17 protein-coding genes are annotated in these 22,941 nt (G+C 73.5%); 9 read left to right on the top strand and 8 right to left on the bottom strand.

Annotation, left to right across the window (positions count from 1 at the left end; all coding sequences use genetic code 11):
- Nucleotide 1 precedes the first annotated feature (1 nt).
- Both ACFV18_RS07255 and ACFV18_RS07250 read left to right on the top strand, forming a co-directional pair.
- Nucleotides 2–1,753, top strand: a complete 1,752-nt coding sequence (locus ACFV18_RS07255) for a phosphatidylglycerol lysyltransferase domain-containing protein (protein ID WP_380480408.1) — start codon at nucleotides 2–4, stop codon at nucleotides 1,751–1,753.
- 225 nt (nucleotides 1,754–1,978) lie between these two features.
- Complete coding sequence (locus ACFV18_RS07250; RefSeq protein ID WP_380480194.1) at nucleotides 1,979–2,746, top strand: hypothetical protein; 768 nt, start codon at nucleotides 1,979–1,981, stop codon at nucleotides 2,744–2,746.
- Between the two features lie 13 nt (nucleotides 2,747–2,759).
- On the opposite strand, the gene ACFV18_RS07245 is transcribed toward ACFV18_RS07250, so the two are convergent.
- Nucleotides 2,760–5,447, bottom strand: coding sequence for a SpoIIE family protein phosphatase (locus tag ACFV18_RS07245; protein ID WP_380480193.1), 2,688 nt, complete (start codon nucleotides 5,445–5,447; stop codon nucleotides 2,760–2,762).
- A gap of 212 nt (nucleotides 5,448–5,659) precedes the next feature.
- On the opposite strand from ACFV18_RS07245, the gene ACFV18_RS07240 reads away from it, so the two are divergent.
- The 5 genes from ACFV18_RS07240 (at nucleotide 5,660) to ACFV18_RS07220 (ending at nucleotide 11,242) form a co-directional block, all read left to right on the top strand.
- Complete coding sequence (locus tag ACFV18_RS07240) at nucleotides 5,660–6,778, top strand: rhodanese-like domain-containing protein (protein WP_380480191.1); 1,119 nt, start codon at nucleotides 5,660–5,662, stop codon at nucleotides 6,776–6,778.
- Nucleotides 6,779–6,849: 71 nt separating this feature from the next.
- Entirely contained in the window at nucleotides 6,850–7,476 is a 627-nt protein-coding gene (locus ACFV18_RS07235) for a DUF5819 family protein (protein WP_380480189.1), read from the top strand.
- Complete coding sequence (locus ACFV18_RS07230) at nucleotides 7,473–8,429, top strand: HTTM domain-containing protein (RefSeq protein ID WP_380480187.1); 957 nt, start codon at nucleotides 7,473–7,475, stop codon at nucleotides 8,427–8,429. The genes ACFV18_RS07235 and ACFV18_RS07230 overlap by 4 nt, the downstream gene beginning before the upstream one ends.
- 9 nt (nucleotides 8,430–8,438) lie before the next feature.
- Nucleotides 8,439–10,574, top strand: a complete 2,136-nt coding sequence (locus ACFV18_RS07225) for an FUSC family protein (protein ID WP_380480185.1) — start codon at nucleotides 8,439–8,441, stop codon at nucleotides 10,572–10,574.
- A complete protein-coding gene (locus ACFV18_RS07220) occupies nucleotides 10,571–11,242 on the top strand; it encodes a TrmH family RNA methyltransferase (protein ID WP_380480183.1) in 672 nt (223 codons plus the stop codon). Before ACFV18_RS07225 ends, ACFV18_RS07220 begins: the two co-directional genes overlap by 4 nt.
- A 2-nt stretch (nucleotides 11,243–11,244) precedes the next feature.
- On the opposite strand, the gene ACFV18_RS07215 is transcribed toward ACFV18_RS07220, so the two are convergent.
- The 4 genes from ACFV18_RS07215 to ACFV18_RS07200 all read right to left on the bottom strand — a co-directional run bounded on the left by ACFV18_RS07215 (nucleotide 11,245) and on the right by ACFV18_RS07200 (nucleotide 17,842).
- Nucleotides 11,245–12,519, bottom strand: coding sequence for a peptidoglycan-binding protein (locus ACFV18_RS07215; RefSeq protein ID WP_380480406.1), 1,275 nt, complete (start codon nucleotides 12,517–12,519; stop codon nucleotides 11,245–11,247).
- A gap of 157 nt (nucleotides 12,520–12,676) precedes the next feature.
- Nucleotides 12,677–13,783 carry a hypothetical protein gene (locus tag ACFV18_RS07210; protein WP_380480181.1) on the bottom strand — a complete coding sequence of 369 codons (1,107 nt, stop codon included), beginning with the start codon at nucleotides 13,781–13,783 and terminating at the stop codon, nucleotides 12,677–12,679.
- A gap of 239 nt (nucleotides 13,784–14,022) precedes the next feature.
- Nucleotides 14,023–16,188, bottom strand: a complete 2,166-nt coding sequence (locus ACFV18_RS07205) for a protease pro-enzyme activation domain-containing protein (protein ID WP_380480179.1) — start codon at nucleotides 16,186–16,188, stop codon at nucleotides 14,023–14,025.
- A gap of 178 nt (nucleotides 16,189–16,366) precedes the next feature.
- Nucleotides 16,367–17,842 carry an FAD-dependent monooxygenase gene (locus tag ACFV18_RS07200; RefSeq protein WP_380480177.1) on the bottom strand — a complete coding sequence of 492 codons (1,476 nt, stop codon included), beginning with the start codon at nucleotides 17,840–17,842 and terminating at the stop codon, nucleotides 16,367–16,369.
- A 145-nt stretch (nucleotides 17,843–17,987) separates the two neighbouring features.
- Here ACFV18_RS07200 and ACFV18_RS07195 point away from each other — a divergent pair, with 145 nt between their 5' ends.
- A complete protein-coding gene (locus ACFV18_RS07195) occupies nucleotides 17,988–18,236 on the top strand; it encodes a hypothetical protein (protein ID WP_380480175.1) in 249 nt (82 codons plus the stop codon).
- 92 nt (nucleotides 18,237–18,328) lie between these two features.
- Here the strand turns inward: ACFV18_RS07195 and paaN are convergent, their stop codons facing one another.
- Together paaN and ACFV18_RS07185 are read right to left on the bottom strand one after the other, a co-directional pair.
- Nucleotides 18,329–20,020, bottom strand: coding sequence for a phenylacetic acid degradation protein PaaN (gene paaN / locus ACFV18_RS07190; protein ID WP_380480173.1), 1,692 nt, complete (start codon nucleotides 20,018–20,020; stop codon nucleotides 18,329–18,331).
- A 129-nt stretch (nucleotides 20,021–20,149) separates the two neighbouring features.
- Nucleotides 20,150–21,469, bottom strand: a complete 1,320-nt coding sequence (locus ACFV18_RS07185; protein WP_380480171.1) for a hypothetical protein — start codon at nucleotides 21,467–21,469, stop codon at nucleotides 20,150–20,152.
- A gap of 381 nt (nucleotides 21,470–21,850) precedes the next feature.
- Between ACFV18_RS07185 and ACFV18_RS07180 the strand changes: the two genes are divergently transcribed.
- On the top strand, nucleotides 21,851–22,435 hold the full coding sequence (locus ACFV18_RS07180; RefSeq protein WP_380480169.1) for a TetR/AcrR family transcriptional regulator: 585 nt from the start codon (nucleotides 21,851–21,853) through the stop codon (nucleotides 22,433–22,435).
- 6 nt (nucleotides 22,436–22,441) lie between these two features.
- On the opposite strand, the gene ACFV18_RS07175 is transcribed toward ACFV18_RS07180, so the two are convergent.
- A complete protein-coding gene (locus ACFV18_RS07175) occupies nucleotides 22,442–22,909 on the bottom strand; it encodes an Lrp/AsnC family transcriptional regulator (protein WP_380480167.1) in 468 nt (155 codons plus the stop codon).
- Between the last annotated feature and the right edge of the window lie 32 nt (nucleotides 22,910–22,941).

Genomic DNA, 22,941 nt, shown 5'->3' with positions numbered 1-22,941 from the left:
CGTGTCCCCCGCCCGCGGCGAGGGGCCGGGGGCGCAAAAGCGCTGGCGCCGGCAGGCCGCCGCCTCGACGGTCTGGTACCTGCGGCTGGTGGCGCTGCTGAACGTGTTGGCGGTGCTGTCGGTGCCGTTCAAGGACACGGTGCAGCGGCACAACGAGGGGCAGTTCTTCACCCCGTACCTGGTGACCGCCGGTCTGGCCTCGGTGGCGCTGGCGCTGTTCCTGGCCGTGGCGATGCGCCGCCGCAAGCGGGCGGCGTGGATCTTCAACACGGGGCTGGCCGGTCTGACCTTCGCCGGTTACCTGGCGCTGATGGCCTGGGGCCAGCACTTCGCCTCGCACCCGTGGAACTACTTCTCGGTGGTGCTGACCGGCCTGTTCCTGCTGGCCTTGCTGGTCTCCCGCAAGGAGTTCACCTCCAAGGGCGACCGGTCGAACCCGGGGACGGCGGTGGTGGTGGGGGTTGGCGGCCTGCTGCTGGGCGGCCTGATCGGCTCGGTGCTGGTGCAGCTGACCAACACCATCAGCGGGGCGGGCTTCGTTACCCGGTTCAGCTATGCGGTGCACCGGATGATCACGGTGACCCCGTCGTCGAAGGTCGCCGACGTGGTCTCGGTGCCGACCTGGGTGAACGCGGCGATCAACGCGATCAGCGCGGTGGTGTTCCTGTTCGTGCTGTGGGTGGCGTTCCGTTCGCCGCGCGGCGAGGAACTGCAGAGCGACGAGGACGAGCGGAAGCTGCGCGAGCTGCTGGACCGGCAGGGCGAGCGGGACTCGCTGGGGTACTTCGCACTGCGCCGGGACAAGGCGGTGGTCTTCTCGCCGAGCGGGAAGGCCGCGATCGCCTACCGGGTGGTCGGCGGCGTGACGCTGGCGTCCGGCGACCCGATCGGCGACCCGGAGGCCTGGCCGGGGGCGATCGACGCCTGGCTGGCGGAGTCCCGCGAGCACGCCTGGGTGCCGGCCGTGATGGGCGCCTCCGAGGAGGCCGGGGTGATCTACGCCCGGCACGGTCTGGACGCGCTGGAGCTGGGCGACGAGGCGATCGTCGAGCTGGACGAGTTCTCGCTGGACGGCCGGGCGATGCGGGTGGTCCGGCAGGCCTACAACCGGGTCAAGCGGGCCGGGTACACGGTGCGGATCCGCCGCCACGAGGCCATCCCCGAGTCGGAGATGGCCGAGCTGGTGGCGAAGGCCGACCACTGGCGGGACGGCGCGACCGAGCGCGGCTTCTCGATGGCGCTGGGCCGGCTCGGCGACCCGGGCGACGGGCGCTGCGTGATGCTGGAGTGCTTCGACGGGGACGGCGAGCTGCGGGCGCTGCTGAGCTTCGTGCCGTGGGGCGCGAACGGCCTGTCGCTGGACCTGATGCGGCGCGACCGGGACAGCGAGAACGGCCTGGTGGAGTTCATGGTGATCGAACTCCTGCAGCGTGCCAAGGAGGTCCAGCTGGAACGGGTGTCGCTGAACTTCGCCATGTTCCGGTCGGTTTTCGAGCGCGGTTCCAAGTTGGGTGCCGGTCCGGTGCTGCGGCTGTGGCGTGCGGTGCTGGGATTCTTCTCCCGCTGGTGGCAGATCGAGTCGCTGTACCGGGCGAATGCGAAATACCGGCCGATCTGGGAGCCGCGTTATTTGCTCTTCGAGAAGAGCAGCGAGATTCCCCGGATCGGTATCGCCTCGGCCCGTGCGGAAGGTTTCATCACGGTGCCGAGCATGCCGGCGCTGTTCCGTCGGCGGCATACCGGGCAGGGCTGAGTTCATGGGCTTCCCGGCCCGCTGGGGCCGGGGACGGTGGTCCCTCCGCCGGGGGGCGGAGTGGGCCGGGAATATCAGACCCCGGTATGACACGGGAGGGCTTCGAAGCTGATGCCGTTGTTCGGCCCGATGCGTAGGGTCGAAGACGAGGCGTAGAGAGAAGAGAAGCGAAGCAGGACGGGCGTCGGAATAGTCCGCACGTCGTCGGGACGGGAGAACCGGTTCGTGAAGCAGAACACCCACGCGGGGGGCGTGCGGTCGGGGCTCGGGGCGGTATTCCGCCGGGCCGCGATCGCCGAGTGGGGGGCGCTGTTCGGCGCCGTGAAGGAGCGGGTGCTGCGGCGGAAATTCGCCGCGGTGCCGCTGGCCAGTGCGGCGACCGCGCTGGTGCTGCTGTTCTCGATCGTCCAGCACCTGCCGGGCGGGGCCCGGTTCGTCGCGGACATCGGGGTGGTGAAGGCGGCGCTGCCGCTCGACGTGTCGCTGCTGCGCACCCCGCTGTCGCTGTACGTGCCGGCCCTGGACCTCCCGGTGTGGGGGGCGCTGGCGCAGGTGTTCCTGGTGTTCGGTGTGGCGGAGATCGTGCTGGGGCGGCGGCTGACCCTGGTGGTGGCGTACGCCTGCACCCTGGCGGGGACGCTGTTCGCCCGGATCGCGGTGGCGCTCGGCCCGCACCACCTGTTCGGGTTCCCGCGCTGGGTGGCGCATGTGCGCGACACCGGCCCTTCGGCGGCGGTGGTGGCGCTGGCCGTGGTGGTGGCGTTCCGCTGCCGGGCCTGGTGGACGGGCGGCGCCGTGGTGACGGCGATGGTGGTGGAGGCCGTGCTGCTGCCGAACCTGGCGGGTCTGGAGCACCTGGTGGCGATCAGCACGGCGGTGCTGATCGCGGTGTGGGTCGAGGTGTTCGGCGACTACTGGCCGCGGGTGCTGTCCGGGGTCGGCGCGGCCGCCTCGGTGGCGGCGCAGGGCGGGGCCAGGGCGGTCACGCCCTGACCCCGGGAGGTGCTCAGCCACGCGGCAGCGGCATCTCGAAGTAGACGACCTTGCCGACCGCCTTGCGGGCGGTGCCCCACTTCTCGGACAGCTTGCTGACCAGGTTCAGGCCGCGGCCGTGCTCGGAGAGCGAGTCGGCGGGCTCCAGCGACGGCAGGTTGTGGTTGTCGTCGCTGACCTCGACCAGCAGTTTGTCGACCCGGATCAGCTGGAGCTGCACCTCGGAGCGGGCCACCCGGACCGCGTTGGTGACCAGCTCGGAGACCAGCAGCTCGACGGTCTCGGACAGCGCCGTCAGCTGCCAGGCGGCGAGCTGGTCGCGCACCAGGCGGCGGGCCCGGGCGACCTCCGCCTCGGTGACACCCAGCTGCCAGGTGGCGACCTCGGTCGGCGGGACACCGTCGAAACGGGCCACCAGCAGCGCGATGTCGTCCTGCCGGTCGTCGGAGTGCAGGGTGTTCAGCACCGTGTCGCAGGCCTCGTCGGGGGTCTGCTTGGGGTCGATCAGGTTGCCGCACAGCGCGGCCAGGCCCTCTCCTATGTCGCCGCCGCGGACCTCGACCAGGCCGTCGGTGCACAGCACCAGCATCGAACCGTCCGAGACGTCGATCCTGGTGGCGACGAAGGGCACCCCGCCGACGCCGATCGGCGCGCCCGAGGGCAGGTCGAGCAGTTCGCCGCGGCCGTCGGGGTGGACCAGGACCGGTGGGACGTGGCCGGCGGAGGCGAGTTCGCAGGTGCGGTTGATCGGGTCGTAGACGGCGTACAGGCAGGTCGCGAGATGGTCGTCGCCGAGCTTGTGGGCCAGGTTGTCGAGGTGGCGCAGCAGCTGGCCCGGTGGCAGGTCGAGGGCGGCGAGGGTCTGCATGGCGGTGCGGAAGCGGCCCATCGCGGCGGCCGAGTGCAGGCCGTGGCCCATCACGTCGCCGACCACCAGGGCGACCCGGCTGCCGGGCAGCTGGATGGCGTCGAACCAGTCGCCGCCGACCTCGGCCTTGCGGTCGCCCGGCATGTAGCGGTGGGCGATCTGCACGCCGGGGATCTTCGGCGGGCGGGTGGGGATCATCGAGCGCTGCAGGGTGGTGGCGACCTTGGACTCGGCGCGGTGCAGCCGGGCGTTGTCCAGCGACAGCGCGGCGCGGGCGGCGATCTCCTTGAGAGTGTCGGCGTCGGCGCGGGTGAACGGCGCCCGGTCGGACAGCCGCAGCAGCTTGAGGATGCCGAGCACCGCGCCGCGGGCGGACAGCGGCAGCACCAGCATGGAGCGGCCGACCACGGTCGGCTCCAGTTCGGGGCCGCCCAGCGAGGCCGCGTAGTCGACCGCGACGTCCGCGGAGATCAGCGGCACCAGCACCGGCTGGTTCTCCTGCAGGGCCAGGCCCGGCGGGGTGGAGCGCGGCATGGTCCGCAGCGAGCCCTCGTCCAGGACGTGGTTCCAGCGCGGCGAGGCGGCGTTGAAGGCGCGGGCGACGCGGCGCAGCACGGTGCGGTCGTCGGGCGGGTCGGCGGGCAGTTCGCCGTCCGAGAGCAGCCCGTCGAGCAGGTCCACACAGGCGAAGTCGGCGACCCGGGGGACCAGCACCTGGCACAGTTCGCGGGCGGTGGTGTCCAGGTCGAGGGTGGTGCCGACCTGGCTGCCGACCGAGGCCAGCAGCGCGAGGTCGCCGTCGTCGGGCAGGCCGCGGACCACCTCGACGCCCTCGGAGGCCCTGGCGGGGCCGGGCAGGGTGGGGGCCGGTGCGGGCGGGGCGGGGTCGATGGCGGGGCCTCCCGGGGTCGGGCCGTGGGCGGCGGCTTCGCGTGGGCCAGGGACGGTGCTGCCGGTCACCCGCGCGTCCTCCGGGGAAGTGGCGGAGGCGGGCCCGGCAGCCTGTATCCGTACCCCGAGCGGGGCCCTGACACCCGTGCGCAGCGGCTCCGCGGGGCGGCGGGCGGCGCGCTCGCGCTGCTGGGCGGTTCGCTGCTGCGGGGTGGGGTAGCGGCGGCCGAGGCCGGCCGCGACCCGGGCGGTGCCGGCCGGCCCGCCCGGCGAGGACTGGTAGGGCACCACCGGCAGCAGCGTCGCCCCGTCCACCCGCAGCGCGGGCGGGCCGGAGGCGGCCTGGGCGGCCAGTAGCCGGCCGCGGCGTTCCGGGGAGCAGGAGGGCAGCAGCGCGGCCAGTGACTCCGGGGCCTGCCCGGCGGGCGGGGCGAAGGCGGCCTCGACCTGCTGCGGGCGGGCCGCGGCGGGTGCCGCGGCGTACGGGACGAGGCGCTCGCCGAGGGCGATCCGGGGGCCGGCGGCGCGCAGCGGGCGGGCGTCGGCGGCCAGGACGAGCAGCGAGCGGCCGGCCGGTTCGACCAGCGGGTAGGCCCACCACAGGACGTCACGCGGCCGTTCCTCGCGGTCGTGCACCGTCATCGCGCCGGCCCACGGGTCGGCCGTGGCGAGGTCGTCGAGGGTGTCGAAGGCGTCGCAGCGGTGCGCGGGGGAACCGGGGTCGTGGCGGGGGCAGACGGCGGGCAGCAGACCGCTGGCGGTGCGGCCGGCGGCGACGGTGGCGCGGTGGCCGAAGAGCTCCTCCGCCGTGCGGTTCCACACGGCGATCCGGCCGTCCGGGTCGATCAGCACGGCGGCCACCCGAAGCAGCGCCACCACCCCGGCGGGGCGGCCGACCGGGAGGTCCGCCCGGTCGGGTGCGGAAATGGGCTGGTCCACCATGGATATCGGTCTGCCCCTTTGTGTTCTTGCTGCTCCTCCTGGCCGGTGCGCGCGTCCTTGCACGCGTCCTCCAATGAAGCACGGAGATGCCAATGGGAGGTAGTTAATCGGGCAGATTCGTCCGTATCAGTTGCGTGTCGTTGACGGCGCGCCCCCGGCGTGCTCCACACTCACCCGGTCGGGCGGTGTGGCGCCCCGGTAGGGTGGCCCGGGTGAGCGTACCGAGCGTCGAGGTGTGGGCGGACCCGGAGCGGCAGGAGCTGGAGGAGCGGGTCGCGGCGGCCGAGCTGGCCTGGCTGACCCTGGACGTCGACGTGGCCACCCTGAAGGTGGAGATCGACAACTTCGCCCTCGCCCACCATCAGTTGCTCGGCCCGCTGTACGCCGAGCTGGACGAGCTGGACGCGCTGATCGCCGAGTCGGTGGCGGCGCTCAGCGGCGACCCGGAGGACCTGCGGCGGGCCCGCGAGGCCCGGGAGCGGGTCGAGCCCGCCGAGGAACGCGGCCCGCGCGAGGGCGAGCCGGAGGCCCGCCGGGTGCGGCCCGACAAGGACGCCCAACGGATCTACCGCGAACTGGCCCGCCGGGCCCACCCCGACCTGTCCACCGACCCGGCCGAGCAGCAGCGCCGCTCGGCGTTCATCGCCCGGGTCAACGAGGCGTACGCGCTGGCCGACACCGAAGGGCTGGAACGGCTCGCCGAGGAGTGGTCCGCCGACCCGGACTCCGCGCCCGCCGCCGACTCCCCCGACCGGCTGGCCTGGCTGCGCCAGCGCCTGGAGTGGCTGACCGGCCGGATCACCGCGCTGGCCACCGAGCGGGTCCGGCTGGAGCGCACCCCGATGGGCGAACTGCTGCTGCTGCGCCCGGACGAGCCGGAGCGCCTGCTGGAGGACCTCGCCGAACAGCTGCTGGCCACCGCCGCCGACCGGCAGGCCAGGCTGGCCGCCCTGCTGCCCGACAATGGCTCGAACGACCCGTCCCGACCCCAGGAGACCGCCCCGATGTTCGCTCAGCTGCCCACCACCGACGTCGCCTCGGTGCCCGCCGACGCCCTGCTGCTCGACGTCCGCGAGCAGGACGAGTGGGACGCCGGCCACGTGGACGGTGCGCTGCACATCCCGATCGGCCAGGTGGTGGCCCGCCTCGACGAGCTGCCCGAGGGCCGGCTGTACGTGCTGTGCCGGGTCGGCGGCCGCTCCGCGCAGGTGGTGCAGTACCTGGTCGCGGGCGGCCGGGACGCGGTGAACGTGGACGGCGGCATGTTCGCCTGGAAAGCCGCGGGCCGCCCGATGGTGAGCAGCGACGGCCAGGGCGCCTTCGTCCTGTAGGCCTTCGTCCGGCAACCGGCGTCCCTCCCGCCCCTGTTCGAACGCGTGCGCGGTGCGGCAGGATGGCCGCCGTGCGCGTCTGGTCCAAGCCCGCCCGGGCGGTGCTGGCGTTCGCCGGGGCGGGGCTGGGGGCCGGCACCCTGGCGTTCCTCGGCGTGCTGTTCCTGCAGGTGGCGCCGGAGAACTCGGTGTCCCGGGAGTACCGGGCGCAGCTGGACGCCGTGGTGTACCCGGAGTTCGAGCAGAACTGGCAGTTGTTCGCGCCCGACCCGCTGCAGCGCGAGGTCACCGTGGCGGCCCGGGTGCAGACCATCGCCGACGACGGCCGGATCACCACCCTCGACTGGCACTCGCTGACCGCCGGGGACCTCGCGGCGATCCGGCACGACCCGGCGCCCAGCCACCTCGACCAGAACCTGCTGCGCCGCGCCTGGGACTTCTACGTCACCACCCACCCCGACGGCGACGGCCCGGCCGCCGCCGGCTCGCGCGGCCGGCTCGCCGAGCAGTACCTGAAGCGGATAGCCCTGCAGCGGATCGGCCCCGGCGGGGAGCGGGTGCTGCAGGTGCAGCTGCGGGTGGACACGGCGGCCATCGCCCCGCCGGCCTGGAGCGAGGAGCAGGTCGACACCTCCGTGCACTCCCGCGAACTGCCCTGGTGGCCGGTGCGGGCCGAGGACTGGCGGGGCCTGGCGTGAGTTCCGGCGCGATCCGGGCGGCGCTGCCGCGCCTGCTGACCACCCTCGCCCCGTACCAGGCGGCGGCGGTGCGGATCGGGGTGGCCGGCACCTGGGGCGCCTACCTGCTGCGCGAGTGGCCGAACCGGCGGCTGCTGTACGGGGACCGCTCGCCCTGGTCGGCGGAGCTGAACGAACGGCTGCTCGCCGACACCCACGCCTTCACGGTGCTCTCCTGGAGCGGCGGCCGCTGGTGGTTCGAGGCCGTGTACCTGCTGGCGCTGGCTTCGGCGGCGGCCCTCGCGCTCGGCTGGCGGACCCGGGCGAGTGCGGCGGCGTTCGCGCTGACGGTGCTGTCGCTGCAGAACCGCAACGTGCTGGTCGGCGACGGCGGCGACAACCTGGTCCACCTGCTGGCGATCTACCTGGTGTTCACCCGCTGCGGCACCGTCTGGTCGCTGGACGCCCGCCGCCGGGCCCGCCGCCCGGCCCCCGACCGGGCGGCCTGGAGCGAGCCGCGGGCACTGGCCGACGCGCTGGCGGCGATGCTGCACAACTGCGCGATGCTGGTGATCGCCGCGCAGGTGGTGCTGGTGTACGCCACGGCCGGCTGGTACAAGGTGCAGGGCGCCCGCTGGCAGGACGGCACCGCCGTCCACTACCCGCTGCACCTGGGCTGGTTCACGCCCTGGCCGGGCCTGTCGGCGCTGCTCGGCGGCAGCCTGCTGGTGACCTTCCTGCTGACCTACGGCACGGTGCTGGCGCAGGTGGGCTTCCCGTTCGCGCTGGCGAGCCGGCGGCTGAAGAACGTGCTGCTGGTGCTGATGGGCGCCGAGCACCTGGCGATCGCGGTGGTGCTGGGACTGCCGTTCTTCTCGCTGGCGATGCTCGCCGCCGACGCCGTGTTCTGGCCCACCGGGGCGCTGCTGGCAGTGGAGCACGTACTGACGGGCCGGTGGCGGAAAAGTCGCTAAGCTCCCGTTATGTCCTGGTTCAAGGCGCTGCGCGACACCGCGCGGACCGGCCTGACCGTGGACTTCTCGCTCACCAACCCGCGCCGCTCGCTGCGCGCCGCGGTCGCCGCCGCGCTGGTGATCTTCCCGACCATGGCGATCTACGGGCCCACGCACGCCGCCTCCGCTGCGATGGGCGCGTTCACCGCCGGCGTCGCGACCTTCCAGCGCTCCTTCCGGCCGCGCGCCTCGCTGGCCCTGGTGACGGGCGCCGGGCTGGGCATGTCGACCTTCCTCGGGTACGTCGCGGCCGGCATTTCCGGCGCGTTCCCGGTGCTGCTGGCGCTGTGGGCGTTCGGCGCGGGCATGGCCTGGGCGGTCAGCCCGACCGCCGGTGTGGTGGCCGCCAACACGCTGTCCGTGATGCTGGTGGTGGTCCAGCTGCCGGTGTCGGTGTCCGCCGCGCTCGGCCACGCCCTGCTCTGCTCGGTCGGCGGCGCCGTGCAGGCGCTGGTGGTCACGCTGTGGCCGATCGACAGCTGGCGCAGGCAGCGCGACGCGCTCGCCGACATCTACGCCGGGCTCGGCGACTACGCCCGGAGCCTGCGGCAGGACCCGGTCGCGCACGTCGACCCGGAGCCGTTCATGGTCGCCCGGCAGGCGGCCCGGCTGTCCCCCCGGCAGGCCCGCCGCCGCCCGGCCGAACTGCGCGGCCTGCGCACCATCGCGGAACGGATCCGCCCCGCACTGGCCGCGCTCGCCGACCCGCGGGTGGGCGCCGCCGAACAGGGCCCCGAGCGGGACCGGGCCCGCGAGGTGCTGGCCGCCGCCGCCGAGGTGCTGGACGCGCTGGCCCGGGCGATCCGCACCGGCGACCCGGTGCGCATGCCCGTGGACACCCCCGGCCTGGCGCTGGCCCGCCCCGGCACCGGCGAGGACCTGCTGCGCGGCGGCGCCCGCCGCTCGGCCCGCCGGCTGTCCAGCCTGCTCGGCCGGGCCGCCGACCGCCTCGACCGGCAGGACCGCGCCACCGTCTCCAGCCCCGGCCGCGCCGGCCTGCGCCGCCCCTCGCTGATCGAGGTGGTGCCCGGCGCGCTGGCCACCGTCGGCCGGCAGCTGCACAAGCACTCGGTGATCCTCCACCACGCGATGCGGATGTCCGCCGTGGTCACCGCCTCCTACCTGGCGGCCCGGCTGCTGGGCATCGAGCACGGCTACTGGGCGCCGATGGCCTCCGCCATGGTGATGCGCCCAGACTTCGCGCAGACCTTCAGCCGCGGCGTCGCCCGGATCGCCGGCACCGCCGCCGGCGTGCTGGTGTCCACCATCGTGGTGCAGGTGTTCCACCCCAATGACTGGGTGCTGGCCACACTCGCCGTGATCGCGATGGGGCTCTCCTACATGATGCTGAGCACCGGGTACGCGCTGCTGACGGCCGCGATCTCCTCGTACGTGGTGTTCCTGCTCGGCCTGCAGCCCGGCGAGCCGGTGCAGCTGGCCGTCGACCGGGTGGCGATGACGCTGCTCGGCGGCGCGGTCGCGCTCGGCGCGTACGCGCTGTTCCCGACCTGGCAGACCGCCCGGCTGCCGGAGCGCCTGGCCGAGTGGCTGGCCGCCGCCGGGCGGTACGCGGCCGCCGTGTTCAGCGCGTACGGCGACCCGGCGGGCGGGCACGCCGAGCGGGACGTGCGGCCGGCGCTGCTGGACGTCCGGGAGGCCCGCAGCGAGATGCTGGCCGCGCTGGACCGGGCCGAGGTGGAACCGGTGCGGCACTTCGCGCGGACCCCGGAACTGAGCCGCAAACAGTTCGACCGGGCCCGTTCGGCGGTCGGCATGCTGGACCGCTCCATCGTCCTGCTGGAGGCCCACCTGCCGGCCGAGAACGCCCCGCCGCTGCCCGGCGCCGGCGCGTTCGGCGAGGAGCTGCGGGACGCCACCGCGATCGCCGCCGCCGCCGTGCTGCTCGGCCAGAACGTCGACTTCGCCCAGCTGCGCGAGGCCCACCGCACCTGGGACTACCTGCTGGCCCAGCTCCCCCGCGACGAGGGGACCGACGTCACCCGGGCCGGGGTCCGGCTGGTCATGCAGGCGCTCACCGAGCTGGAGCGCTCGGTGCGGGCGCGCCCGCAGCCCGCCCGCGGGCAGCCCGTACCCTCGAGGGCGTGAGCGACACCTCGGTGCCCCAGCTGGGCGAGCAGTACGACGACGGACACCTCGCCGACGACCGCGAGATCGGCGTCGGCCCGCACCCCGAACCGTGGCCCGACGACCCCCGCCTCGACCCCGAACTGCTCGCCGCCGGCGACCGCCGCAACGTCACCGACCAGTACCGGTACTGGCGGCACGAGGCGATCGTCGCCGACCTGGACACCCGGCGGCACGGCTTCCACGTGGCCGTCGAGAACTGGCAGCACGACTTCAACATCGGCTCCGTGGTGCGCACCGCCAACGCCTTCCTGGCGGGCGAGGTGCACATCGTCGGCCGGCGGCGCTGGAACCGGCGCGGGGCCATGGTCACCGACCGCTACCAGCACGTCCGGCACCACGACTCGGTGGCCTCGCTGGCCGCCTACGCCGCCGAGCGGGGACTGCCGATCATCGGCATCGACAACCTGCCCGGCGCGGTGCCACTGGAGACCTACCCGCTGCCCGAGCGCTGCGTGCTGCTGTTCGGCCAGGAAGGCCCCGGGCTGACCGCCGAGGCGTGGGAGCACTCGGCGGCGGTCTGCTCGATCGCCCAGTTCGGCTCCACCCGCTCCATCAACGCCGGGGCGGCCGCGGCGATCGCCATGCACGCCTGGGTGCGGGAGCACGCCGCCGCCGGGACGGCCTGAGGTCAGGAGAACAGCAGCTTCCAGGTGTGCGGGCCCGGGTAGCCGTCCGCCTCGGCGCCCCGCCAGCCCTGCGCCGACTGGAACGCCTGCACGGCCCGGCGGTCCGCCTCGCCCCAGGCGGGGCCCGGGCCCTGCCGGTAGGAGCCGCCGAAGCCCTTCTTCACCAGCTGCCGGCCCAGCTGCGTCACGTGGTCGTTCACCCGCCCCGGCCTGAAGGTGTCCGCCCCGGGGAACGGCGGCGGGCCCTGCGCCGGAGGCGGCGGGGGCGACGGGACGCCCTGGGCGGGCGGAATGTCCTTGCCCTTGTGGTGGACCAGGAAGTCCCAGGTGTCCTTGCCCGGGTAGCCGTCCGCCTCCGCGCCCCGCCAGCCCTGCGCCAGCTGGAAAGCCTCGGTGGCCCTCCGGTCCGCCTCGCCCCACTCCGGGCTCGGCCCCTCCCGGTAGAACCGCCCGCCGCCGCGCTCCACCAGCATCCGCCCCAGCCGGGCTATGGAGTCGTTCACCTTCCCCGGCCCGAACGCGTCCGCGCCCGGGAACGCGTCCCCGTCCGGTGTCGGCATCGGCTGGCTCAACCCCTTGTACCGGTACGGCAGGTAGCCGTCCGAGTTGTTCCAGTACGCGTACGGGGTGCCGCGCACCGTGGTGGCCGGACGGGTCTGCTCCAGCGCCGTGTACGTGGTGTGCGCCGCGTCCAGCCAGCCGCCGAACAGCACCGCGTGCGAGCCGCCCTGCGGGTCGTCCGGGTTGTTGCGGATCAGTACGTCGCCCGGCTGGAGGGCGTCCTTGGAGATCGGGTCGGCGAAGTCCGGCAGTGTCCAGGTGGTCTGACTGCTGCCCAGGCCCCAGGCCATGGATATGAAACCGGAGCAGTCCTGGCGGTAACCGTCCGACCAGTACGAGGACATGCTGTACGGCACCTTCTGATCCACCCAGGACTGCGCCCGCCGCATGATCTCCGCCCTGGTGGTGGCCGGCTGCGCGGCCACCGCCAGGCGGTCCGTCAGCGGTCCGCCGAACAGGCCCGCCACCCCGCCCTGCGGCGTGGCCGCGGTCTGCGGGCCGCTGTCGGTGCGCGGCACGGCGGCGGCCGTCGAGGCCACCACCCCGCCGCCCAGCACGCTGCCGACGGCGGCCAGCAGCACCGCCGCCCGCCGTGCGCCACGGGCCCGGGTGGTGGCGCCGTGGCCCGACCGGACGGCGGGCCGCCGGGCCCGGCGGTGGGCGGCGCAGTCTCCGCAGACACAGGACTCGTCCGGCTCGACCTCGTCGAACTCCATCAGCACGGTGGGACCTGCCTTCCCTCGGTGACGCGGTGAGTGGGACTCACCTTTCACGGAGGCAGCGGCACGGACCACCTGATGGGCGGTCGGACTGGGCGGAACGGGTGAACGGCGGGCGGTGCTGCGGCGCGGTGCGGGCGGGCGGTTGGAGCGGCTACTCCCACTGCCAGCGGATGCCCACCTGGCCGGGTTGCTGGTCGGAGGTGAGGACGTGGGCGCTGGCGGAGGCGCCGATCCAGAGGGGTTCGCGGTGGCGGTCGGTCTCGGCGCCCGGGGTGCGGTCGAAGCGTTCGCACTGGACGGGGACGGCGGCGGGGTCGAAGTGGACCTGCAGGACGTATTCGCGGACGGGGGCGGCGAAGTACCGCCCGTAGTCGGTGGTGGGGCCGGAGTCGGGGATCCGCACCTCGTATTCGAGGATGGTGGAGTCGCCGAGGGCGAGCGGCCGGTCGAGGAGGAGTTCGGCGACCAGCAGCCCGCTGAGCGGGCGGCGGCGGATCCGGCCGAGGCGGGCGTGCCGCACGTTGGTGATCTCGGGGCAGGTGTCGGTGCCCTCGTCGGCCTTGTGGACCACGACGTGCCGGGTGACGCCGTCCACGGTGGCGCGGACCACCTGACGCATCCGCAGCAGGTGGCCGCGGCGGGAGGCGTCGACGTAGTAGGCGTCGTGGATGGACTGCCGCTCCAGCTGGCCGGCCGGCGGGGCGTCGAGCTCGGCGAACACCTCGCCGAGCTCGGTCTGGCCGGGCCAGACCTGTTCGACCCGCAGGCCGTCGGGGGCCGGGCCCTGGGCGACCCAGCGGCCGCGCGGGCGGGGCGGGCCGAGCAGCGCGGTGAGCGCGGTGTGGCGCAGGCCGAGGAGTTCTTCCAGCAGGTGGACGGCGCGCAGCGAGGTGGCCCGCTCGGGCTGGCTGCGGCCGCGACGCCAGTAACTGAGCGTGGTGACACTGACCCTGACGCCCTGTTTGGCGAGCGCGGCGCGGATCCGGTCGAGGCTGAGCCCGCTGTGTTCGATGGCGGCGTTGAGGACTTCGGCGAAGCCGCCCTGCGCGGCGACGGGGGTGGCGGCGGGTACGGCGGCAGTGGCCGGTGCGGGGGCGGCGCTCTGCGCGGAGGTGGGTACGGGGGCGGTGCTGCTGCTGCGGACGGCGGCCGACGGGCCGGCCGGCGCGGCGGGGCCGGCCGGTGGCCGGTCACCGCCGTGTTCGCGCTGGCCGACCAGGCGGAGCCGGCCGGCGTGCTGTGGTTGCTGTGGGCCCATGCGACACCTTCCCCACCCGGCGGGTTCGGTGGGTTCGCCCCGGCTCCGCGATGCGTCGGAGGTGCGCCGCCGAGTGTGGGGGAACCCTATGCAGGGTTGAGAGGCTACGTCATCAATCAGGACATATGACAGTGGTCACGACAAGTATTTCGCAGGCGGACCGAACAGGAAACACTCCTGACACACAGGCGCCGGAAGGGCCGGTGAAAGGCCCTCCCGGCACCCCTGGTGAGCAGGTGTCAGGAGATGTTCAGCGCGGTGTCGTCGATGACGAAGCTGGTCTGCAGCGAGGCGTCCTCGACGCCGTTGAACTTCAGGGTGACGGTCTGTCCGGCGTAGGCGGACAGGTCGACGGTCTTCTGGACGTACCCGGTGCTCCTGTCGAGGTTGGAGTACGTGGCCACCGAGGTGCCGTTGACCGACAGGGTGAGCTTGTCGTAGGCGGTGGTGCCGGTCTCGGCCGTGTCGACGTGCAGCCAGAAGCTGAAGGTGGCCTTGCAGCCGGCCGGGATCGCCACCGTCTGGGAGACGGTGTCGGTGTGGGCCGAGCCGTAGCCGTTCATCCAGGCCTTCCAGGAACCGCTGTGCGCGGCCTGCGAGGTGGAGTTGTCGAGCACGCCGGTGGTGGTGGTCCACGGGGCGGCGGTGCCGGTCTCGAAGCCGGGGTTGCCGAGCAGCTGCGCGGCGGTGCAGCCGCCGGTGGGCGGCGGGGTGGTGCCGCCGGTGCCGAGCAGGGCGTTCGCCAGGCCGTCGGCGATCGGGGTGCCCCAGCCGGTGACCTGGTCGTAGCCGGCCTTGGTGGCGAAGTCCTGGTTCGAGCCGCTGGTCACGTCGTGCAGGGCGGTGCCGTAGGAGCTGCTGTTGGCGACCGGGTACAGCTTCGGGTTGACCTCGCCCAGGGCGGGCTTGGCGGCGGCCTTGGCCTTCTGGTTGTACAGCGCGGCGAAGCCGGACCACAGCGGGGCGGCCGCGGAGGTGCCGCCGTAGACCTGCCAGCCGGGGCTGCTGCTGCCCTGGGTGTAGATCGCGAAGCCGCTGGCCGGGTCGGCGTTGGAGGCGATGTCGGGCACGGTGCGCATGGTGCCGGTGACGTTGGTGCCGGTCTGCCAGGCCGGCTTGGCGAACTGGGTGGAGACGCCGCCGCCGGCGGTGCTCCAGGCGCTCTCCGAGCTGTAAGTGGTGCCGGAGACCTTCAGGTTGGTGCCGCCGACGCCGGTGTTGTACGGGCTGGAGGCGGGGAAGTCCACGGCCTTCACGGTGGAGCCCGAGGTGGAGCGGGTGCAGTCCCGGGAGCCGTCGTCGCCGGAGGCCGAGAAGATCGAAATGCCCTGGGCGGCGGCCTGCTTGAAGGAGTTGTTCACCGCCGTCATCGAGGAGGCGGTGGTGTCCGGCTCGCAGGAGCCCCAGGAGATGGAGATGACCGAGGCCCGGTTGTCCGAGACGATCTTCGCGGCCATGTCGATCTCGCCCTGGTCGCTGTTGGGCGCCTCGTAGATCAGCTGGGTGGCCTTGGGGGCGACACCGCGGACGATCTCCGAGTCCAGCTCGACCTCGCCCTGGCCGCCGCCGGGGGCCGCGTCGTAGTTCGCGCCGTCCACCGACACGGTGCTGACCGCCGGGCCCGACAGGCCGAACTGGCTGTCGTAGGTGGTCAGGTTGGAGGACTTGTACCCGTCGAACTCCCAGAGCGCCACGGTGCTGCCGGTGCCGTCCGCGCCCAGCTGGTCGAGGCGGTAGGCGCCGTCGTAGCCGGACGGGCCGAAGCCGCTGGGGGTGGCGTGCGGGGTGGCCGCCTCGGGCTTGGCGACCCGGGAGGTGCGCACGGTGTGGTCGTTGAGGCCGCTGACGCCCTCGACCACGCCGGCCAGCGCGGCCGGCACCGAGGCCGCGTCGTCGTTGGCGAAGAAGCTCCGGTTGCCCTGCTGCGGGTCGTTGTAGGTCGACTCGTGGGTGCCGAACGCGGCGGCGACCGCGGAAGCCGGGCCGGTGGCGTTCACCACCTGGCGGTTCGCGCTCACCGAGTCGACCTTCAGGCCCTGCGCGGCCAGGAACGCGCGCACCTGGTCCACGTCGGCCTGGGTCGGGCCGAAACGCTCGTTGAACTGCGCGGGCGTCAGATAGTGCCCGAATTCAGCGGTGCCGGGAGTCGCGACCGCCGAAAGGAAACGGTCGAGTTCGGCGGTGTTGCGCAGCTTCAGGGAGACCGCCACGGATATCTTCCGGTCGGCCGGTACGTCCCCCTGCTTGTGGGAGCGCGCCACCGCCGGCGTGACGGTCTGCGGCAGTGCCACCCGGGCACTGGCGTTGGGCGTCGGCGCCGCCTGGGCGGTACCGACGCCCAGCGAGACGGCGGTGAGAGGCAGGACAGCCAGGGCTGCGGCAAGGGCCAGCGAGCGGGGTCGCACGGGTTCCTCCGGAAATCTGGGGGCGTTCCGGTTTTCGAAAACGCTCGCCAGAATCTCTCAGAGAACTCTCAGGAATTGGCCCATGCCTGAGTAACCACCAACTAAAAAACAGTCAACTGTGGAACCGGAGAAGGCTTCAGTGAATGAACAGTGTGCCGACCGGTGAATTCAGTGAATATCAGGGACGGCCCAGCCACTGGCTGAGCGCGGCCCGCAGCTCGCCCCTGGTCGGGTCGATACAGGCCCAGGCCGCGTAGCCGTCCGGGCGGACCAGCAGCACGGTGTCGCGCAGCTTGCCGTGCGGGTCGGCGGGGGCGGCGGTGACCACCCGGTCGGCCCAGGAGTCCGCCACCGACAGCTCGTCGTTGCTGATCAGCACGGCCTTCCCGGCGCGCAGCGCCTCGTGCAGCCGGGACGGGCCGCCGGGCACGTCCACCGCCAGGCGCAGGTCCGGGACGCGGCGGCCGGCCAGCGGGTGGGAGCCCTTCTCGGCGGGGTAGCTGTAGCCGATGCCGGAGATCTGCTTGGCGCCCAGCTCGGCCAGCGGGCCCAGGTGCCCGGCGGCCGCGCCGAGGGCCGAGCGCAGCGCCCGGGTGGGGGCGTGCCGGCCGAGCGCGAGCCGCACCAGGGTGCCGGAGCTGCGCAGCACCGCCCGGCCGACCGGGTGCCGCTCGGTCTGGTAGGTGTCCAGCAGGGCGTCGGCGGCCCAGCCGCGGACGGCGGCGATCAGCTTCCAGCTCAGGTTGGCGGCGTCCTGCAGGCCGGTGTTCATGCCCTGGCCGCCGGCCGGGGAGTGGCAGTGCGCGGCGTCCCCCGCCAGGAACACCCGGCCGGAGCGGTAACTGGTGGCCTGGCGTTCGTCGCTGTGGAAGCGGGAGGTCCAGCGGGGCTCGGACATGCCGAGGTCACGACCCGTCACCTCGCGCAGCAGATCGGCGAGTTCGGCGGCCACCACCGGTTCGGAATCGGGCACCTGGTGGTCGCGGTCCCAGCCGATCACCCGGTGCCAGCCGTCGCCGTACGAGGCCAGGAGGACGAAGCCGCGCTCGCCGGCGCCGACCGTCAGCGGCTCCTCGGGCTCGTGCTCCAGCCGGACGTCGGCCAGCATCACCGAGCGCACCACCGACTCGCCGGGGTACGGGATGCCCAGCAGGTCGCGGACCGCCGAGTGCACGCCGTCCGCGCCGACCGCGTAGCGGGAACGGAGCCGCTGCTCGCCCTCGGCGGTGCGGACGGTCAGCGTGACGCCCAGCGCGTCCTGCCGAAGGCCGGTCAGTTCGGCGCCGCGGCGCAGCTCCGCACCCGCCTTGACGGCCCGTTCGCGCAGCACCCGCTCGGTGTTGGACTGCGGGGTGACCAGGGCGAACGGGAACCGGGTGGGCAGGCCGGAGAAGTCCATCCGGACCCCGCCGAAGGCCTGCAGCGAGGGCAGGGTGCGGCCGGTGGCGATCAGTTCGTCGGCCAGGCCGCGGGAGTCCAGCAGCTCCAGGGTGCGGGCGTGCACCGCGAACGCCCTGGTCAGGCTGGACTCCTCGGCCCGCTTGTCGACCACGGTCACCCGCAGTCCGGCCGCGGCCAGGTCGCCGGCCAGCAGCAGGCCGGTCGGGCCGGCCCCGACCACCAGTACATCGGTGGTGAACTCCGTCTCGGACATCCCGTCTCTCCCGTCGTCATCCCTCGTGTGCCGGTGGTCAACGGACCGGAGTCCCACGGCTTTCGGGTTCTCAGAGCGCTTTCAGACTGCCATCATCGCGGCCCCATCCGGGGCTGTGAACCTCCTTCCCACGACTCAGCCCGCGATGCCTCCCACGCTCCGCGCCGCCCCGGCTCCGGCCGGCGCGGTGGTCCGGACGCGGCTGGTGGAGATCGTGGTGCCCGTGCACACCGAGCAGCACTCGTTGCCTGGCGCTGACCACCGGGCGGTGTCGGTGCTGCACGCGCTCTCCCCGCGCGCCGGGCGCGGCGTTGAGCTGGGCGTGCTGGTGGCGGCGAACGCCGCGGCCACCCTGCTGCGGGCGTGGGTGTTCGATCCGCGCCGGAGCTCCTGACTCCCTGTCCACTCCCCCTGGGGCAGGGATAGGAGCGGGCCCGGACGCCGTCGTGGTGGACGGCCTCCGGGCCCGCTTCGCGCCGGTCGTGACTACTTGCGGATCTCGACGGTGCGGAACCGGTTGGCGACGAACGCGGCGTCGCAGTACGCCGAGTTGGCGGCCGGGTTGGCGCCGGTGCCGTGCAGGTCGGAGAAGGCCGCGGTCTGGTTGACGTACACGCCGCCGGTGAGGTTGAGCGAGAGCGAGACGCCGGCGTCCAGGCAGGCGTCGATCAGGGCGGTCTCGACCTCGGGGTCGGTGGTGTACGCGCCGGCGGTCATCGCGCCGTGCTCGACCGTGGTGCGGTGCAGCAGTTCGACGGCGGCGGTGGTGGATTCCACGGCGACCGCGAAGGCGACCGGGCCGAAGCATTCGGTCAGGAAGCGCGAGAGGTCGTCCGGCTTGCCGGCGTCGGCCTTCACCAGGGCGGGCGTGCGGATGGTCGCGCCGGGGAACTCCGGCGAGGACACCACCCTTGGCGCGAGGGCGAGTTCGCCCAGCTCGCCGCCGGCCGCGGCGGCGCTGCGCTGGAGCACCCCGGGGTTGACCACGGCGCCGAGGATGGCGGCGGCCCGGGCGTCGTCGCCGAGCAGCCCCTCGACGGCGGCGGCCAGGTCGGCCACCACCTGCTCGTAGCTGCGCTCGCCGTCCTCGGTGCGGATGCCGGTGCGCGGGATCAGCAGGTTCTGCGGGGTGGTGCACATCTGGCCGCTGTACAGGCTGACCGAGAACGCCAGGTTGTCCAGCATGCCGCGGTAGTTGTCGGTGGAGTCGACGACGACGGTGTTCACGCCGGCCTTCTCGGTGTACACCTGCGCCTGCCGGGCGTTGTCCTCCAGCCAGGTGCCGAAGCCGGTGGAGCCGGTGTAGTCGATCAGCTTCACCTCGGGGCGCACCGCCAGCACCTGGGCGATCGCGGAGCCCTCGTGCTCGGCGGCCAGGCACACCAGGTTCGGGTCGAAGCCGGTCTCGGCGAGCACCTCGCGGGCGATCCGTACCGTCAGCGCCAGCGGCAGCACGGCCCGCGGGTGCGGCTTGACCAGCACGCCGTTGCCGGTGGCCAGCGAGGCGAACAGGCCCGGGTAGCCGTTCCAGGTGGGGAAGGTGTTGCAGCCGATCAGCAGCGCGGTGCCGCGCGGGACGGCGGTGAACTCCTTGGTGAGCACCAGCGGGTCGCGCTTGCCCTGCGGCTTGGTCCACTGCGCGGTGCGCGGCAGCCGGGTCTGCTCGGCGTACGCGTAGGCCACGGCCTCCACGCCGCGGTCCTGGGCGTGCGGGCCGCCGGCCTGGAAGGCCATGCCGTAGGCCTGGCCGGTGGTGTGCATCACCGCCTGCGCGAACTCGTGCGAGCGGGCGTTGATCCGGGCCAGGATCTCCAGGCAGACCGCGGCGCGGGCGGCCGGGCCGGCCTTGGCCCAGGCGGGGCGGGCGGCCTCCAGGGCGGCCAGCAGCGCGTCCGGCTCGGCGTGCGGGTAGGAGATGCCCAGCTCGATGCCGTACGGGCTCGCCTCGCCGGTCACCGGCTCGCCGCCGTCGGGGTGGCCCGGCAGCTCGAACTCCCGGCCCAGCAGGGCTTCGAAGGCGGCCTTGCCGTCGGCGGCGGCGCTCTCGCCGTACGCCTTGGGGAACTCCGGGTACGGCGACCAGTAGTCGCGGGACCCGGCCGCGGCGACTGCGCGGTCGAGGGTGTCCTGGTGGCGGGCGATCAGTTCGGCGACCGGCAGGGGGGTCGCAGCGGCCATGGTGCGCTCCTCACGGGGGCGGGGCGGGACACGGCTCAGCGTAACCGAACGATCGGTCGGTGCAAGAGGTTCTCGGCAGGCGGCGCCGCCCGCGCCGGAGCGCGCCGGAGCGGGCGGCGACCCGGTCGTCTACGGAATGCCGAGCTGGAAGATGACGTAGCCGGCGAACCAGCCGGAGGACAGCGCGGCCACGCCGAGCACGGTGGCCAGGTTGCGCAGCCGGACCCGGGCCAGGGCCACCGCGAGCGGGATCAGCAGCGGGAAGATCGGCAGCACGAAACGGGACAGCGTGCCGAACATCTGCTGGCTGCCGAGCACCATCACCAGGGTGCCCACCGTGTACACCGTCAGCACCAGCGGCGGGCGCTTGGACAGCAGCGACACCAGCAGGATCGGCAGCGCGAGCAGCACCACGACCGCGATCAGGTCCTCGGTCGGGTACGCGAACAGGTAGTCGGTCTCGCCGCGCAGCACGTTGGTGGCTGCCCGCAGCGTGTAGCGGCCCCAGTCGAAGAAGTGCAGCCAGCCGCCGCGTTGCAGGGTGATGTAGCCGTCCAGGTGGCCCATCCGGTAGCCGACCCAGCCCAGGTAGCCCAGGCAGCCGATCGGTGGCAGCACGATCGCGGTGAGCGGCCCCACCACGCCGTCGGAGCGCTTCCACAGGGCGATCGCGGCGGCCAGCGCCACGCCGGCGATCAGCGGGACCGAACTCGGCCGGGCCAGGCCCGCCATGAAGGTCACCACCGCCGCGCTCACCCAGTTGCGGTCGACGACGAAGAAGCAGGCCCAGGCGGCCAGGGCGACGAACACCGACTCCGAGTAGACCGCCCACTCCACGCCGGAGCCCGGGAACGCCGCCCACAGGCCCGCCGCGATCACGCCCGCCCGGTGGCCGTACAGCCGGGACACCACGGCGAAGATGCCGGCCGCGGCGACGAAGGAGGCGACGATCGACACCAGCATGCCGGCGCCGTACAGGCCGAGACCGGTGTTCGACACCAGGCGGATCAGGCCCGGATACAGCGGGAAGAACGCGGCGGAATTCTGCTTGATGGTGAAGAAACCCTGCTCGGGAATCAGCTGCGGGTCGTAACCGAGCTGCGCGACCTTCTGGTACCAGAGGCCGTCCCAGGTGCCGACCACATCCCACGGGTGGGTGCCGCCGCCGAAACGCGGGTCGGTGGTGCGGTAGTGGCCGCTGGTTTCCAGCAGCCACATGAAAGCGGCGAATCCGGCGAGTTTCACCGCGCCGAACAGGGCGAGCGCCGGCCCGAAACGCTGGGCGGTGCGGCGCAATCCCCAGCCCGCCCCGGAGCCGGCGGCCGGTTCGGCGGCCGAGTCCTCCCGCGCCCGGTCGTCCGTCTCGGCCGGGGCCTCGTCCACGGCGGTGATCCCGCTCTCGGCGGAGGTCGGTGGACGACCCGCCATCCCTTGCCGGACGACACCCACGGGCCGCCTCCATCCTGTGCCATCTCGGGCCGCCGGGGGCGGCGGTGCGGACAGTGTAAGGCTGCGTCAGGACTGGCCACCGCGCTTCGTGGACGGGTGCGTCGGCCCCCGGAGCGGCGGCGCCCCGGCCGGGGCCGAACCACTCCTGGTGGGGGCCGTACCAGCGCGGATCCGGGGCACCTCGGGCGGCTGCGAATCAATGCGGAGAATTCCCGCGCGGAACCCGGCAGGTGGCGGCGAATTCGACGGACGTGACCCGCTTTCCCTGATCTTTTGCGCCGATATCGGACCGAAACTCCCACTGTCCGGGGCGATTCGGCGGACGGCCGGGAACCGCACCCCGGCTGACGGGGCGGTGTGGGCGGCGCGATACTCGTTGCCATGGCCGAAAACCTCACGCGCGCCTCCTACACGGTCGAGTCGCTGCTCGCCGTCACGGTGCGGGTCTTCAACGAGCGCGGTTACGACGGCACCTCGATGGAGGACCTGTCCCGGGCCGCGGGGATCTCCAAGTCCTCGATCTACCACCACGTGCGCGGCAAGGAGGAACTGCTGCGGCTGGCCGTCGGGCGGGCGCTGGACGCGCTGTTCGCGATCCTGGAGGAGCCGCGGGCGGTCGAGGGTCGGCCGGTGGACCGGCTGGAGCACGTGGTGCGCCGCACCGCCGAGGTGCTGCTGGCCGAACTGCCGTACGTGACACTGCTGTTGAGGGTCCGGGGGAACACCGTGACCGAGCAGTGGGCGTTGGAGCGGCGGCGCGACTTCGACCACCGGGTGGCCGAACTCGTCCAGCAGGCCGTCGGCGCGGGCGAGCTGCGGGCCGACCTGGAGCCCCGGCTGGCGACCCGGCTGCTGTTCGGCATGATCAACTCGGTGGTGGAGTGGTACCGCCCCAGCCAGCGCGACTCGGAGGGCCTGCCGGACGCCGTGGTCCAGCTGGCCTTCGACGGCCTGCGGGCCCGCTGAGCCGGGTCAGGGCGCGTCCGAGGGAATGTGGTCGGTCTCCTCGAACACCAGCATGGTGCGGGTGCTGAGCACCTGAGGGATCGACTGGATGCTGCCCAGGACGAGTTCGCGCAGCTCCCGGTTGTCGGCGGTGTGCACCAGCATCAGCACGTCGTAGTCACCGCCGACCAGCGCGATGTGCGCGACGCCGGGCAGCTGGAGCAACTGCTCGCGCACGGTGCGCCAGGAGTTCTGGACGATCCGCAGGGTGACGTACGCGGACGCGCTCTGCCCGGCCCGCTCGTGGTCGATCCGGGCGGTGAAGCCGCGAATCACGCCGTCCTCGACCATCCTGGAGATCCGGGCATAGGCGTTCGCCCGGGACACGTGCACCCGCTCGGCGACCGAGCGGATCGAGGCGCGACCGTCCTGCCGCAGCAGCCGCAGGATCGACCGGTCGACACGGTCGAGTCTGGACACCTGTTCAGCCGACATGGCCCCCCATCCCTCGCGATTGGACGTGCTGG

Source organism: Kitasatospora sp. NPDC059673 (assembly GCF_042734215.1).
Classification (GTDB): Bacteria; Actinomycetota; Actinomycetes; order Streptomycetales; family Streptomycetaceae; genus Kitasatospora.
Note: the sequence above shows the minus strand (reverse complement) of the source record. Positions and strands in the feature narration are given on the sequence as shown.

Excerpts from the sequence above, each read along its gene's own strand:
- ACFV18_RS07180 (WP_380480169.1), top strand. The coding sequence starts at position 21,851 with ATGGCCGAAAACCTCACGCGCGCCTCCTACACGGTCGAGTCGCTGCTC.
- ACFV18_RS07200 (WP_380480177.1), bottom strand. The coding sequence starts at position 17,842 with ATGTCCGAGACGGAGTTCACCACCGATGTACTGGTGGTCGGGGCCGGC.
- ACFV18_RS07175 (WP_380480167.1), bottom strand. The coding sequence starts at position 22,909 with ATGTCGGCTGAACAGGTGTCCAGACTCGACCGTGTCGACCGGTCGATC.
- ACFV18_RS07245 (WP_380480193.1), bottom strand. The coding sequence starts at position 5,447 with ATGGTGGACCAGCCCATTTCCGCACCCGACCGGGCGGACCTCCCGGTC.
- ACFV18_RS07225 (WP_380480185.1), top strand. The coding sequence starts at position 8,439 with ATGTCCTGGTTCAAGGCGCTGCGCGACACCGCGCGGACCGGCCTGACC.
- ACFV18_RS07210 (WP_380480181.1), bottom strand. The coding sequence starts at position 13,783 with ATGGGCCCACAGCAACCACAGCACGCCGGCCGGCTCCGCCTGGTCGGC.
- ACFV18_RS07215 (WP_380480406.1), bottom strand. The coding sequence starts at position 12,519 with ATGGAGTTCGACGAGGTCGAGCCGGACGAGTCCTGTGTCTGCGGAGAC.
- ACFV18_RS07195 (WP_380480175.1), top strand. The coding sequence starts at position 17,988 with ATGCCTCCCACGCTCCGCGCCGCCCCGGCTCCGGCCGGCGCGGTGGTC.
- paaN (WP_380480173.1), bottom strand. The coding sequence starts at position 20,020 with ATGGCCGCTGCGACCCCCCTGCCGGTCGCCGAACTGATCGCCCGCCAC.